The 13,849-nt window shown below is 72.9% G+C and carries 12 protein-coding genes; 7 read left to right on the top strand and 5 right to left on the bottom strand.

Annotated elements, in window-relative coordinates; all coding sequences use genetic code 11:
• Positions 1 to 33: 33 nt before the first annotated feature.
• The gene (locus tag ACFYQQ_RS07980) at positions 34 to 795 is read left to right on the top strand and encodes a membrane protein insertase YidC (protein ID WP_356173195.1); all 762 of its coding nucleotides are present in this window, start codon (positions 34 to 36) and stop codon (positions 793 to 795) included.
• 190 nt (positions 796 to 985) lie between these two features.
• Complete coding sequence (locus ACFYQQ_RS07975; protein WP_355789583.1) at positions 986 to 1,843, top strand: fumarylacetoacetate hydrolase family protein; 858 nt, start codon at positions 986 to 988, stop codon at positions 1,841 to 1,843.
• A 156-nt stretch (positions 1,844 to 1,999) separates the two neighbouring features.
• On the opposite strand, the gene ACFYQQ_RS07970 is transcribed toward ACFYQQ_RS07975, so the two are convergent.
• On the bottom strand, positions 2,000 to 2,473 hold the full coding sequence (locus ACFYQQ_RS07970; RefSeq protein WP_355789580.1) for a heme-degrading domain-containing protein: 474 nt from the start codon (positions 2,471 to 2,473) through the stop codon (positions 2,000 to 2,002).
• Positions 2,470 to 3,576: a Gfo/Idh/MocA family oxidoreductase gene (locus ACFYQQ_RS07965; RefSeq protein ID WP_355789577.1), complete on the bottom strand. Its 1,107-nt coding sequence runs from the start codon at positions 3,574 to 3,576 to the stop codon at positions 2,470 to 2,472. Before ACFYQQ_RS07965 ends, ACFYQQ_RS07970 begins: the two co-directional genes overlap by 4 nt.
• 47 nt (positions 3,577 to 3,623) lie before the next feature.
• Here ACFYQQ_RS07965 and ACFYQQ_RS07960 point away from each other — a divergent pair, with 47 nt between their 5' ends.
• Positions 3,624 to 4,787: an ROK family protein gene (locus tag ACFYQQ_RS07960; RefSeq protein ID WP_388903889.1), complete on the top strand. Its 1,164-nt coding sequence runs from the start codon at positions 3,624 to 3,626 to the stop codon at positions 4,785 to 4,787.
• Positions 4,788 to 4,833: 46 nt separating this feature from the next.
• Here the strand turns inward: ACFYQQ_RS07960 and ACFYQQ_RS07955 are convergent, their stop codons facing one another.
• On the bottom strand, positions 4,834 to 5,727 hold the full coding sequence (locus ACFYQQ_RS07955; protein WP_356173187.1) for a hypothetical protein: 894 nt from the start codon (positions 5,725 to 5,727) through the stop codon (positions 4,834 to 4,836).
• 225 nt (positions 5,728 to 5,952) lie between these two features.
• Between ACFYQQ_RS07955 and ACFYQQ_RS07950 the strand changes: the two genes are divergently transcribed.
• The 4 genes from ACFYQQ_RS07950 to ACFYQQ_RS07935 all read left to right on the top strand — a co-directional run bounded on the left by ACFYQQ_RS07950 (position 5,953) and on the right by ACFYQQ_RS07935 (position 9,722).
• Entirely contained in the window at positions 5,953 to 6,732 is a 780-nt protein-coding gene (locus tag ACFYQQ_RS07950; RefSeq protein WP_356173184.1) for an HAD-IIA family hydrolase, read from the top strand.
• A 114-nt stretch (positions 6,733 to 6,846) separates the two neighbouring features.
• A complete protein-coding gene (locus ACFYQQ_RS07945; protein WP_355788989.1) occupies positions 6,847 to 7,434 on the top strand; it encodes a hypothetical protein in 588 nt (195 codons plus the stop codon).
• 167 nt (positions 7,435 to 7,601) lie between these two features.
• On the top strand, positions 7,602 to 8,270 hold the full coding sequence (locus ACFYQQ_RS07940; RefSeq protein WP_356173181.1) for a class F sortase: 669 nt from the start codon (positions 7,602 to 7,604) through the stop codon (positions 8,268 to 8,270).
• 417 nt (positions 8,271 to 8,687) lie between these two features.
• Positions 8,688 to 9,722, top strand: coding sequence for a glycoside hydrolase family 6 protein (locus tag ACFYQQ_RS07935; RefSeq protein WP_355788165.1), 1,035 nt, complete (start codon positions 8,688 to 8,690; stop codon positions 9,720 to 9,722).
• A 61-nt stretch (positions 9,723 to 9,783) separates the two neighbouring features.
• On the opposite strand, the gene ACFYQQ_RS07930 is transcribed toward ACFYQQ_RS07935, so the two are convergent.
• Positions 9,784 to 11,721 carry a kelch motif-containing protein gene (locus ACFYQQ_RS07930; RefSeq protein ID WP_355788168.1) on the bottom strand — a complete coding sequence of 646 codons (1,938 nt, stop codon included), beginning with the start codon at positions 11,719 to 11,721 and terminating at the stop codon, positions 9,784 to 9,786.
• Complete coding sequence (locus ACFYQQ_RS07925; RefSeq protein WP_355788171.1) at positions 11,718 to 13,664, bottom strand: cellulose synthase catalytic subunit; 1,947 nt, start codon at positions 13,662 to 13,664, stop codon at positions 11,718 to 11,720. Before ACFYQQ_RS07925 ends, ACFYQQ_RS07930 begins: the two co-directional genes overlap by 4 nt.
• Between the last annotated feature and the right edge of the window lie 185 nt (positions 13,665 to 13,849).

Genomic DNA, 13,849 nt, shown 5'->3' with positions numbered 1-13,849 from the left:
TCCGGCACGACGAGACCCCCGGAGGGCTCACCCATGTCCGCTTTCATGTCCGTTTTCGCGAGCCTGGTCGAACGGTTCGCCGATCTCCTCCAGCCGCTGTTCCACGCGTCCGCGGCGGCGGCCGCCATCGTCCTGTTCACCGCGCTGGTACGCCTGCTGGTGCACCCCCTGTCCAGGGCGTCGGCGCGCGGGCAGCGGGCGCGCGCCCGGCTCCAGCCGCAGGTCGCCGCGCTGCGCGAGAAGCACGGCTCGAACAACGAGAAGTACCAGAAGGCGCTGCTCGCCCTGCACGCCGAGGAGAAGGTGTCGCCGCTCTCCGGCTGCCTGCCGAGCCTGTTCCAGATGCCGGCCTTCTTCCTCCTGTACCACCTGTTCTCCAGCTCGACGATCGGCGGCGAGGCCAACGCGCTGCTGGGGCACCGGCTCCTCACCGCCCCGCTCGGCGGCCGCTGGGCGGACGCGCTGGGGCACGGCGGGCTCCTCGGGACCCAGGGGCTCGTCTACCTCGGGCTGTTCGCGGTCGTGGCCGTGGTCGCGACCTTCAACTTCCTGCGCACGCGGCGGATGATGGCGGCGGCGCCCGCCCCGGCGGCCGGCGGGCAGCAGGTGCCCGGTCTCGGCGCGGTGAACAGGATCGTGCCGTTCATGTCCTTCTTCACGCTGTTCACGGTGGCCGTCGTACCGCTGGCGGCGGCGCTGTACGTGGTGACGAGCACGACGTGGAGCGCGGTGGAGCGGGCGGTCCTCTACCGCGACATGCCGGGCGCGGCACCGGCGGCGGCCGCACTGGTCTAGCGGCCACCGTCGGCGGCTGCTCCGTTCCAGCGGCGGCCGCGCTGGTCAGGGGACGGCCCCGCCCGCGGGCCGGTGGCGGTCCAGTCCGTGAACGGGGTCTTGCGGACTGGACGCACAGCTTGGAGGATCGACCAGTCCTCCGATGGCTGCACCCGTCGGCGGGCTGCCGCGATCGAGGGAGATTGTGATCATGAAGCTGCTGCGAGTCGGTACGGCGGGGGCGGAGCGGCCGGCGCTGCTCGACGCCGAGGGAACCCTGCGGGACCTGTCGGGCCTCGTCCCGGACATCGACGGAGCGCTGCTCGCCGACGACGGGGCGCTCGGCCGGATCCGCACCGCCGCCGAGGCCGGGGACCTGCCCGCGCTGGACGCGGCCGGACTGCGCGTCGGTCCGCCGCTGGCCCGGATCGGCAAGGTCGTGTGCATCGGGCTGAACTACCACGACCACGCCCGGGAGACGGGCGCCGAGCCGCCCGCCGAGCCGGTGATCTTCTTCAAGGCGGCGGACACGGTCGTCGGCCCGAACGACACGGTGCTGGTGCCGCGCGGCTCGGTGAAGACCGACTGGGAGGTGGAGCTGGCGGTCGTGATCGGCCGTACGGCCCGCTACCTGGGCTCGCACGAGGAGGCGCTGGCCCATGTCGCCGGGTACGCGGTGGCGCACGACGTCTCCGAGCGCGAGTTCCAGATCGAGCGCGGCGGCACCTGGGACAAGGGCAAGAACTGCGAGACGTTCAACCCGCTGGGCCCCTGGCTGGTGACGGCGGACGAGGTGCCCGACCCGCAGGCGCTGTCGCTGCGGCTCTGGGTCAACGGCGAGCTCAAGCAGGACGGGACGACGGCGGAGCAGATCTTCCCGGTCGCCGAAGTCGTGCGCTACGTCAGCCAGTTCATGACGCTCTACCCGGGCGACGTGATCAACACCGGTACGCCGGCGGGTGTCGCGCTCGGACAGCCCGAGCCGAAGCCGTTCCTGCGGGCCGGTGACGTGGTGGAGCTGGAGATCGAGGGCCTGGGGCGCCAGCGCCAGGAGCTCAAGGACGCGTGAGAGTACGGGGCCGGGGGCGCCCTCGGGGGAGTGGGGTACCCCCGGCCTCGTACGTATGTGGGGCCGAACACCGTCCGGACGCCGGCGACCCGGCCGGAACCGCGTTCCGCGCCCGGCCGGCGTCACCGGTCCGCGGCGGCCCGGCCGGTGCCGGGCTCAGCCCTTGAAGTGCTCCAGGGCCTCGACGACCATCCGGTGGTCCTCGACCTGCGGAAGGCCGGACACGACCACCGTGCCGACGACTCCCGCGCCCTCGACCGTGATCGGGAACGCGCCGCCGTGCGCCGCGTACAGGTCGGGGTCCAGCCGCGAGGACTCCTCGAACGTGGTGCCCTTGGCGCGGAAGCGGGCGCCGACCAGGTACGACGAGCAGCCGTAGCGCTCCACGACCCGGCGCTTGCGGTCGATCCAGGCGTCGTTGTCCGGAGTCGAGCCGGGCAGCGCCGCGTGGAACAGCTGCTGGCCGCCGCGGCGGATGTCGACGGCGACCGGCGCGCCGCGCTCCCGGGCCAGCTCGACCAGCAGTGAACCGAGGGTCCACGCGTCGTCGTACGTGAAGTGAGGGAGCGTCAGGCGCCGCTCCTGCTCCTCCAGTTCGGGGATCGTGGGGGTGGCCGTCGGGGCGCTCACAGCGTCACCGTCCCGCCGTCGCGGGCGGAGCGTCGCGCCGCCTCCAGGACGTCGAGGGCGTCGGCCGCCTCGTACGCGGTGACCGGGTTCGGGCCGCCGTCGCGCAGGGCCGCGGCCACGGCCTGGTAGTACGCCGGGTAGGCGCCCCGCAGCGTGGGCTCGGGGCGGCCGCCGCCGGTCAGCGGGGACTCGCCCGCTCCGACGTGCCCCCACAGGGTCTCGGGTTCGATGCCCCACTCGGCCGTGCTGCCGGGGCGCTGGCCCTCGCGCAGGACCGCCTCCTGCGGGTCGAGGCCGTGCTTGACGTAGCCGGCGCGGGAGCCCAGCACCCGGAAGCGCGGGCCCAGTTGGGCGGTGGTCGCGGACACGTACAGGTGGGAGCGGACGCCGTTCACGTGCGTGATCGCGATGAAGGTGTCGTCGTCGGTCTCCGCGCCCGGGCGGCGCACGTCCGACTCGGCGTAGACCTGCGCGGCCGGACCGAAGAGGGTCAGCGCCTGGTCGACGACGTGGCTGCCGAGGTCGTAGAGGAGACCTCCGATCTCTGCCGGGTCGCCGGACTCGCGCCAGCCGCCCTTGAGCTGCGGGCGCCAGCGTTCGAAGCGGGACTCGAAGCGGTACACGTCGCCGAGTTCGCCGTCGTCCACGAGCTTGCGCAGGGTCAGGAAGTCGTTGTCCCAGCGGCGGTTCTGGAAGACCGACAGGAGCAGGCCGCGCTCGTCGGCCAGGGCGGCCAGCTCGCGCGCCTCGGACGCCGTGCCGGCGACGGGCTTGTCGACGACGACCGGCAGGCCCGCCTTCAGGGCGGTCGTCGCGAGCGGGACGTGCGTCCTGTTCGGCGAGGCGATGACGATCAGGTCCAGCTCGCCGGCGCGCGCCCACAGCTCGTCGGGCGTGGCGGCGAAGCGGAGACCGTCGCCGAACTCGGCGCGGGCCTGCTCCTGCCGCTCCGGGTTCGAGGTGACGACCGTGTCGAGGGCGAGGCCCTCGGTCGCGGCGATCAGCGGGGCGTGGAAGACGGAGCCCGCGAGGCCGTAGCCGATGAGGCCGACGCGGAGGGGGGTGCCGGGGCCGGATCCTGTGCCGGTGCTGGTGCCTGTCATGCCCCCACTTTCGCAACGCTGTTGCCAAAGTGCAAGCGCGGGGGACAATGGCGTACGTGAACAGGAGCAGCGCGGAGTCGGAAGTGAACCGGTCGGGGGTGCGCGGGCGCGGTGCGGAGGCGGGGGTGAACCTGCTGGCGCTGCGCAGCCACAACGCCGCGCTGGTGCTCGACCTGCTGCGCACGGCGGGCCCTGCGGGCATCAGCCGCCTCGAACTCGCCGAGCGGACCGGGCTCACCCCGCAGGCCGTCAGCAAGATCACCGCCCGGCTGCGGGCGGACGGACTGGCGGCGGAGGCGGGGCGGCGCGCGTCCACGGGCGGCAAGCCGCGCACGGTGCTGCGCCTGATCCCCGAGGCGGGCCACGCGGTGGGCCTGCACCTGGACCGGGACGAGCTGACGGCTGTCCTGAGCGACCTGACGGGCGCGGTGGTCGCCGAGCGGCGCTCCCCCCTGGACCTCGGGTCGGGGGCGGAGGCGGTGGTCGCCGGTGCGGCGCGCGAGGTGGCGGCCCTGCTCGCGGGGGCGTCCGGCGTCACCTCCGTGCTCGGCGCCGGGGTCGCGCTGCCCGGCCCGCTCGACCACACCCGCGGGGTGCTGCACCGGGTCACCGGTTTCCCGGAGTGGGACGGGTACCCGCTGCGGGAGGCGCTGGCCGCGCGGCTCGGGGTGCCGGTGGTCGTGGACAAGGACACCAACGCGGCCGCGCTGAACCTCGCGGTCGGCGGCGCCGCCGGGTCCGGCCAGGCGTCCTTCGCGTACCTGCACCTCGGTACGGGACTCGGCGCCGGGCTGGTCCTCGGCGGGGTGGTGCACCGGGGTGCGCGCACCGGCGCGGGGGAGTTCGGGCACCAGGTCATCCAGCTGGGCGGACCCCGCTGCGACTGCGGGAACCACGGCTGCATCGAGGTGCTGTGCCTCTCCGCGGTGGCACGCGGCGCCGTCGACGAGGCGGCCGAGGTCCTCGGGGCGGGCGCCGCCAACCTGGCCGGGCTGCTCGACATCGACCTCGTGCTCCTCGGCGGCCGTACCGTCGCCGCCCACGAGGAGCACTTCGTAGGGGGAGTCGGCGCCGTCCTCGACGAGCGCGCCCGGCGCGGGGGCCTCGACGCGGCGGTGCCGGTGCGGCTCGCGCCCGGGGGAGCCCGCGCGGTCGCCGAGGGCGCTGCGCAGCTCCTCCTCGCGCCCCTGTTCGGCCGCGCCGACGGCTGACGGCGCGGCCGGGGCGTACGGACAGCGGACGCAGAGGCTCCTGGCCCTATCGCCCCCTACGCAGGAAGCGGGAGGCGATCAGGAGCGCGCTGCCCGTGGTGAGCAGGAGGGCGCCGATCAGGAGCCAGGTGCCGCGTGAGGCGCGCGAGCCGGTGCTGGCCAGTTCCTCGGTGGCCGGCAGATCCTCACGGGTGCCGGAGCCGGTGGTGGCACCGGCGCTCACGGCCGCCCCGGCCTCGGTGGCGGTACCCGGGGCGGAGGGCCCGGCGGATTCCGGGGGCGTGGTGGCCGTGGGGGCGCCGGTCTTCGTACCGCCGTCCTCGGGGGTGTCCGGGCCGCCGGCGATGCGGAAGCGGTAGTCGTTCGACTGGCCCACCCAGTCGCCGTCGTCGCTGTGCCGGCGCACCAGAGCCGCGTTGGCCACGACGTCGTTCGGGGCCGTGGCGGCCGAGGTGACGCGCAGCCGCACCTTCACGCTCAGGGTGCGCCCGGGTGCCACGGTGAAGCCGGGGAACCCCGCGAAGGCGCCGACGAGTTCGTCGTCGTCCGTGCGCACGAAGGACACGGGGCGCGCCCGCTTCCCCTCGAAGAACTCCAGCCGCACCTCGGACGGGCGCAGCCGGCGTTCCGCGTCGACCAGGACCACCACGGGGTGGAGGTTCCCGCAGGGGTGGGCGGTCTTGTTGGTGAGGTCGATGGACCACGTCCCCTCGGCGCCCCCGGTCTCGTAGACGTCGGGCCCGCCGTGGATGCGGGTCGTCAGCGGAAAGGCGCGGGCGTCGGGCTCGGCGCAGGCGGGACGGCGGTCGGCGCCGGGCGCCGCGAGAGCCGGGGCGGGCGCCGCCGAGGGGGCGCCGAGTCCGGCGGCGGCCGGGACGGGGCCGCAGCAGAGGGCGGCCGTGGCGGCAACGGAGAGGGACAGGGACGTACACAGTCGCATGAACATATGACCTGCCATGGGCGCCGGACCTCCGCCGCCGCCACGCCCACCACGCCCCGGACGGCCGCCGAGGTCCCCTCGATCGGCGGAGCGCCGTGCCGCCGGACGCGCTCCGGACCGGGATCGACCGGAACCGCCGAAGTGCGTTCGGAACCGGCGGACATCGGACGACAGCTGATCGCTAGGCTGAGGGCGACGCAGCACCGCGTACGGCAGGAGAACGGCATGGCAGAGCGCAAGCCCATCGAATCGTGGCTCACCGACATGGACGGTGTCCTCATCCACGAGGGCGTGCCGATCCCCGGCGCCGACGCCTTCATCAGGAAGCTGCGGGAGTCCGGCCGGCCGTTCCTGGTGCTGACCAACAACTCGATCTACACCGCCCGCGACCTGCACGCCCGCCTCCAGCGCATGGGCCTGGACGTGCCAGTGGAGAACATCTGGACGTCCGCGCTCGCCACCGCCAAGTTCCTGGAGGACCAGCGGCCCGGCGGCACGGCGTACGTCATCGGCGAGGCCGGGCTGACCACCGCGCTGCACGACATCGGGTACGTGCTGACCGACCACGAGCCGGACTACGTGGTGCTGGGCGAGACCCGGACGTACTCCTTCGAGGCCATGACCAAGGCGGTCCGGCTGATCAACGGCGGCGCGCGCTTCATCTGCACCAACCCCGACGAGACCGGCCCCTCGGCGGAGGGCCCGCTGCCCGCCACCGGAGCGGTCGCCGCGCTGATCACCAAGGCGACCGGCAAGCAGCCGTACTTCGCCGGCAAGCCGAACCCGCTGATGATGCGGACCGGCCTGAACGCCATCGGCGCGCACTCCGAGAGCAGCGCCATGATCGGCGACCGGATGGACACGGACGTCCTCGCCGGGCTGGAGGCCGGGATGGAGACGTTCCTGGTGCTCACCGGACTGACCACACCCGCCGAGATCGAGCGGTACCCCTACCGCCCCTCCAAGGTCGTGGACTCGATCGCGGACCTGGTCGACCGCGTCTGACCCGCGTTCCATGCGCGGAGCGGTCGAAATCCGCTCGAACGGAGCAGTGGGCGTCCTCCCCGGGATGCGGCCGGCGTCCCGGGAGAGGAGTCTCCAGGTGTCTGGAGGTTCACGATGGGTTCACTGCGACTCACACTCTGTGCCGGTGCGGTGCTCGCCGCCGCCCTCACCCCCGCGGCCCACGCGGCCGACGCGGCCGTCTCCGTCACCCCCTCGCCCCCGGCCCCCGGCGGCGACGTCACGCTGCGGGCGTCCGGCTGCAAGGCCAGGACGGCCACCGCGAAGTCTCCGGCGTTCGTCGCGGACGCCCGGCTCACGGGCGGCGACGGCGCGCTCGTCGGTGAGACGCGCGTGCGTTCCTCGCTGAGGCCCGGCACCTACCCCGTCAAGGTCGCCTGCGACGGCGTCGACGACAAGGTCAAGGGGACGCTCACCGTCGCCCGCGCCGACGGCGCGAGTCCTCCCGCCTCGGACCGGCCGCACCGCCCGGTGGACCGGCCCGAGCGGCCCGAGGCCGCCGTGCCGGCCTCACCGATCGCCCCCGTACAGGCGGGCGGCGGCGGCACGGCCCACTTCGCGTCCGTCGACACCCGCTCCACCGGCCCGGGCACCCGGCAGGCCGTCACCGGCCTGGTCCTCGCCGGCGCCGCCGCCATCGCCGTCGCGGTGCGCAGCGCCCGCCGGAACCGCGCCGACGACTAGGACCCTCGCTCCGGTCGGCGGGGCCGCGCGGGTCCGGCACCGGCGTTCTCGTCCGGCCCCGGCGCTCCGCCCCGGCTTCCTCCTCCGCCGTGCGGCCGCACGCGCCGGGCCCCGCCCGGGACCGGTCACGGCCGGACCGAACCGCCCGACAGGGTCAAGGAGTTGACATGTCCGACCGGGAGCGTTCCTCCGGCACCGGGCGCCTGATGACGTGGGCCGCCTGGGCGGTCCTGCTGCTCGGGTTCTGGCTCTGGGGCCGCGAGGTGACCGACGTACGGCAGGGGATCGCGACGCCGACCACGGGAGACGTGGCCGCGGTCGGCCGCCCCTGGGGCGGCGTCGAACTGCCCCCCGCGCACAAGCCGTTGAGGCAGGCACGGCCGCTGCGCGTGGACGTGCCCGCGCTGCGGATCCAGGCGCCGGTGGTCGCCCGCGGCCTGGACCGGCAGGGAGCGATCCAGCCGCCGCCCTACGACCAGCCGGGCGTGGTCGGCTGGTACGGGGCCGGCGCGCGGCCCGGGGCGGCCGGGACCTCCCTGTTCGTGGGGCACGTCGACACCGAGACCCGCCCCGCCGTCTTCTACAGGCTCAGCTCGGCGCGCCCCGGCGACAAGGTCCGGGTGGTCCGCGACGACGGCACGGTCGCCGAGTTCACCGTCGACGACGTCCAGGTCGTCCCGCGCGAGCGCTTCGACGCCCGGCAGGCCTACGGGGCACGGAAGCGGGGCCGGGCCGAGCTGCGGCTGGTGACCTGCGGCGGCACCTTCGACCGGGCCAGCCGCTCGTACACGGCGAACGTCGTCGTCTCGGCGTACCTGACCGGCACCCGCGCGTGACTGCCCGGCCCGGCCGGCGACCTGCTCCCCCCGGAGCCGCCGGCCGGGCTGGTCCTCGACCGCGCGCGCTCGGGCTGCGGGAGTAACCCGGCGACCGGCGCGGGAGGTTCTGGGAGCCGTCCTGGCCTCACGGTCGGCTCGATCGGCCGGGGACCGGGGCCGTTTGAGAAGACTGTAGAACGGATGAGCGCTGCGGCCTAGGGGGAATTTGACGCCAAGTCCGCCCGCGGTGGCTGTGCGTGATGACCACAGGTGGCGGCGGGCCGCCCGGCGGTCCCGTCCGGCATGCGGAGTGTCCCGTCCCGGCCGCCGGACGGCGCGCTGTAACAGCTCCCCGAGAAGGAAGCGGTGACCATGTGGCGACCCGCCGCCTATGTCAGGATTGGTGCCTTGGACGGTGCACCGAGGGGGAGTTGCATGTACGGCAGCACGGGGGCGGTCTCCACGTTCGCCTCCAGGGCGGCACGGTGGTCCGTGGCGGCGGGGGCGGCGCTGGTGCTCGCGGGGTGTTCCTCCGGCGGCGGGGGCGGCGAGGAGGGCGAAGCGGGCCCCGGGATCGCCCAGCGGCCGAAGGGCTCCGACCCGTACTGGGTGAACCCGCACGGCAACGCGGCCGAGCAGGTCGCCAGGTACGAGAAGGCGGGCAGGAAGGACGAGGCCCGGCAGATCCGCAAGATCGCCGAGCAGCCCACCGCCGAGTGGATCGGCCCGGAGAACCCGGAGCAGGAGGCACGCGGCTTCACCGTCGCAGCGCGGAAGGCCGACCGCTCCGCGCTGCTCGTCCTCTACAACATCCCGCACCGCGACTGCGGTCAGTTCTCCCGCGGCGGCGCCGCGGACGGCGACGCCTACCGGACCTGGGTCGAGGGCGTGGCCCGGGGCATTGGGGACCGGCCCGCCACGGTGATCCTGGAACCGGACGCCCTGCTGCACCTGGTCGACCGGTGCACCCCGCAGGAGTTCCACGAGGAGCGCTACGACCTGCTGGCGGGCGCGGTCACCGAGTTGAAGGCGCTCAAGAACACGAAGGTCTACGTGGACGCGGGCAACGCGGGCTGGGGCCGCCCCGACCAGATCTTCGAACCGCTGCGGCGCGTGGGCGTCGACCGCGCCGACGGCTTCGCGGTCAACGTCTCCAACTTCTACTCGACGAAGGACTCCCTCGCCTACGGCAGGCAGCTGTCCGCGAAGGTGGGCGGCAAGCACTTCGTGATCGACACCAGCCGCAACGGCAACGGGCCGTACACGGGCGGTGAGCCGGACGAGAACTGGTGCAACCCGCCGGGCCGCGCGCTCGGGGAGCCGCCGACGACGAAGACCGGCGATCCGCTCGTCGACGCCTACCTGTGGGTCAAGCGGCCCGGCGAGTCGGACGGCACGTGCAAGGGGGGCCCGGAGGCGGGCCGTTGGTGGCCCTCGTACGCCCTGAAGCTGGCGAAGGCCACCGGCTGACCCCGCGGCACGCGTGAGCGGGGGGCGCCCTCCGGACTCCCCGGAGGGCGCCCCCACCCGGCTACGGCACCCGCACCCAGCGGGCCTTGCCGGGTGTCCCCTCGCCGTCCGTCACGAACAGCATGTACCAGCCGGACGGCACCAGGTTCCGGTTCTTCGGGACCGTCACCCTGATCCCGTCCTTCGTGGTCACGAAGTCCAGCGCGACGGAACGCTGGTCGGTGTCCGTGACGTGCGTGGACGCGCTCGGCCGGATCAGCCGCGCCGCCTTCACCGCCGAAGGACGTGCCGAGCGGAAGGTGGCCGAGGCGCCCCGGGCGACGGTCTTCGGGCCGCCCGAGAGGGAGGGCCGCGCGCCTCGGTACAGGTAGGGCGGGGTGTAGATCTCGACGCGCTGCTCGAACTCGCCGGGCTCGGTGTTGCCCTCGTCGGCGTACAGCGGGTCGGAGCCGAAGAACATCACCCGGCCGTCGGGCAGCAGGATCGACCCCGCGTGGTAGTTGCGCCCCACCAGCGGGTCGGCCACCCGGTCGAAGGCGTTCTTGCGACCGTCGTAGATCCGCGCCTGGAGGATGTCGGACGCCCCGCGCCCGCGGTAGTCCTCGGAGCCGCCGGACACCAGCACGGTGTCGTCGGGCAGGATCGAGTACTGGGGATAGCGGGTGCCCTTCTCCAGCTCGGGTCCGTCCGTGAACCTGGGGTGCCCGGCCAGCAGGTCGACCAGCCGGGTCTTCTTGCTCGCCCGGTCCGACTCGCCGACCCCGCCGCCGCCGATGACCATGTACCGCTCGTCCTGCGCGGGCGGCAGGAGCACGGTGCCGGAGGTCTCCAGGAGCTTCGGGTCGCTCATCCCGGGGATCTTGGTGAACTCGTTGCTCTCCAGGTCCCAGACCCCCGGGTCGCGGCCGACGTCGTCCGGGCCGTAGCCGGCGTTGGAGCCCGAGTAGAACAGCTTGCCGTTCTGCATCAGGGTGATCGCCGGGTAGGTCGGGAACTGGCGGGTGCCCTTGGTGTACGTCCACGTGCCGGCGCGGGGGTCGAAGACCTCGTTCTTGCCCGGGACCAACTGGCCGATCTCGTCGAGCCCGGAGAGGCTGAGGACCTTCCCGTCGGAGAGCGTGGTCAGCGTCGGGTACCAGCGGGCCTCGTTCATCGGGTCGACCTTGATGTACTTCTCGGCGACCGGGTCGAACTCGAAGGCGTCGCGGATGCCCTGGAAGTCCTTCTTGTCGAGGGCCAGTTTCTGCGCGATGCCGTAGGTGTTGCGGGCGTCGGCACCCTTCAGGCCCTGGACGCGGTAGTTGTCCTGCGTCCCCGTCTCGTACCGGGCGCCGCTCTTCTGCGCCTCGACGTAGATCCGGCCGAGGCCGGGGTCGTTGCGCAGGAACCTCCCGGTGTCCTCGTCGAAGACCTTCTTCGCCCGGGGCACCAGCACCGGGTCCTTGGAGACGAACGTCCGGCCGTTCTTCCTGCCCGTGAACCGGGTCCCGGCGGGCAGCGTCACCGGCTCGTCCGGGTTCTCGTTGTGGACGATCATCAGGCCGCCGGCCTTGGTGACGTCGCCCTTGAGCTTCTCGTACCGCTTGGTGCCGCCCGCGATCAGCAGCCGGCCGTCGGCGAGCTGGGTGTGCCCGGTGCAGAACAGGTCCTTGGGCGTCGCGACCTTCTTGACCGTGCCCTTGACCGGGTCCCAGATCCGGGTGTCGAACCTCTTGGCGTCGAAGTTGTCCTGGTCGTTGCCCGAACCCGCGATCAGCAGCACCTTGCCGGTGTGCAGCAGGGCCGCGTGGATGGTGTTCTGTCGGTACTCCTTCGGGAACTCCACGATGTCCCAGTGCCCGTTGGCGGCCTTGTACTCCGCTTTGTTGATCTTGTACTCGTGGTATCGCTCCGTCCCGAAGCGGTACAGCCACGGGCCGTTCATCCCGGCCAGCGCGAGGACCACCGCCCCGCCTATCGCGAGGCGACGGGCGCGTCGGCGGCCTGCACGGTCCTTCATTTCTTGCGTCCCCCAAGAGCGATCTGGATGGTGCTGTCGGCGCCGGCGGCGCCCTCCGGCTCGTCCGGCGCGGCCCAGCCGGGCCGGTGCCGCGGTGCGTGCGGGGCCGGTACGGCGGCGGACGGGACCGCGTCCTGCGGCTCGGCGGCCGGCGGTTTCCGGCGGTCCTGCCGCAGCGTCCAGCGCCAGACGAGGATGGGTGAGGCGGTGACCAGCAGGGCGAAGGACGCCCACGTGATCATGGCCGGGTGGGCGTGCCCGTACAGGAAGGCCGCGGTGATCGAGCCGGCGAAGACCGCGATGAAGAAGAGGTGGATGCGGAAGGTCCCGAAGAGGGTGTCCGGGCTGGACGAGTCCCCCTTGGGCGTCACGACGAAGCTGCTCTTGCGGCGCAGCACGGCGTCCAGCAGCGAGCGGGCGTAGACCGGTGCCGACAGCGCGGACATCGCCATCCCGGCCACCCCGCCGGACCCCTCCGGTTCGTGCGGGGAGACGTTGTGCCGGCGGTTCCAGACGTAGAGGCCGATCTGCAGCGCCGAGGCGTTGCCGTAGAGCATCAGCCAGATCGCCGGGTCGATGTCCACGCCCGAGGCGCCGAGGCCCAGGAACAGCGCGCAACTGAGCGCCGCGAGGATCCAGTTGAGGGCGGACATCGGGTAGAAGATGATCATCATCGTGTAGTTGAAGAGCTTGCCCGGCGGCAGGGAGTAGAAGCCCTTCCAGTACTGCTTGAGGATCGTCTCGTAGGTTCCGCGCGACCAGCGCAGCTGCTGGGTGAAGAAGTCGGTCCAGGCGCCCGGCCCCTCGCCGACCGCCAGCACGTCGGGTGTGTAGACCGAGCGCCACTTGCGGCCGGTGGCCGGGTTCTCGGCGCGGTGCATCTCGAAGCCGGTCGCCATGTCCTCGGTGATCGAGTCGTAGAGACCGCCGATCTGCTGCAGCGCCCTGATGCGTACGGCGTTGGAGGTGCCGACGAACATGGGCGAGCCGTAGAAGTTGCCGGCGCGCTGGATCAGGGCGTGGAAGAGGAACTGCTGCGACTCGGCGGCCTTGGTGACGAAGGTGTCGTAGTTGCCGTAGACCTGCGGGCCGATGACGAATCCGATGTCGGGGTCCCGGAAGAAGCCGAGCATCCGCTCCAGGTAGTTGGGCAGCGGGACGTGGTCGGTGTCGACGGAGGCGAAGAAGTCGTAGTCGTCGCCGTGCGCGTCGAGCCAGGCGTTGTAGTTGCCGTGCTTGGTCCTGGCCCGGTGCGGGCCCTTGGGCCGGTTCCACTTCTCGACGCCCTTGCGGGAGAAGTGGTGCACGCCCAGGCGCTCGCAGACCTCCTTCACCTCCGGGTCGTCGCCCTCGTCGAGCAGCCAGACGTGCAGCAGGCCCCGGTGCCGCAGTCTGACGGCCGCCTCCAGGGTCTTCGTGACCATCGCCAGCGGTTCCTTGCCGGGCACGAAGGAGGTGAGGAACGCGACGCGCGTGCCGGTCTCGGGCACCACCGGGACGGGGTCGCGGGCGACCAGGGTGGCGTGCGCGTTCGACAGCACGTTCATGCAGCGGAAGAACTCGATCAGCCCGATCGACACCAGCATCACGACGTCGAGCGCCGGCAGGAAGTCGTAGGCCGGGTGGTCGCGTTCGGTCCAGTGGTCGGGCTGGAGCAGCCAGCCCAGCAGGACCAGCGAAAGCAGCGGGGCGGCGCCCAGCATCAGCGCGGCCCGCAGCCGGTGCGGCTCCTGGGAGAGCAGCGAGCGGTACCGCACCTTGTACGGCTTGTCCGGGTCCGGCTGAGTGAGGGGTCCCGCAAGCCGGCTGTAGTGCTCGTAGTCGTACCTGGGCAGCGTCCTCCGTATCCGGCGGAAGCCGCCTGTCCGGTGGGCCGGCACCCTCAGCCGGGTCGTCTCGGACGGGTCGAAGCCCTGTCGGGCGCCCGTCGGCGTCGACGTCATGAGTCATCCCCCCGCACGCGCCCTCGGACGCGTGGTCGTCGGTCTCCGTCGTCCGCTCCGGTCCCCCTCGACCGTCCCGGACGCATCAGTGGCAGGCTGCCGTAAACCAGATCGTTTATGTCGTTATGGACATAAAACGACGGCCTTCCGGTTGCATGATGCCCCCCTCGGCATCCGTCCATGAG

The organism is Streptomyces sp. NPDC005496, from assembly GCF_042872045.1.
Classification (GTDB): Bacteria; Actinomycetota; Actinomycetes; order Streptomycetales; family Streptomycetaceae; genus Streptomyces.
Note: the sequence above shows the minus strand (reverse complement) of the source record. Positions and strands in the feature narration are given on the sequence as shown.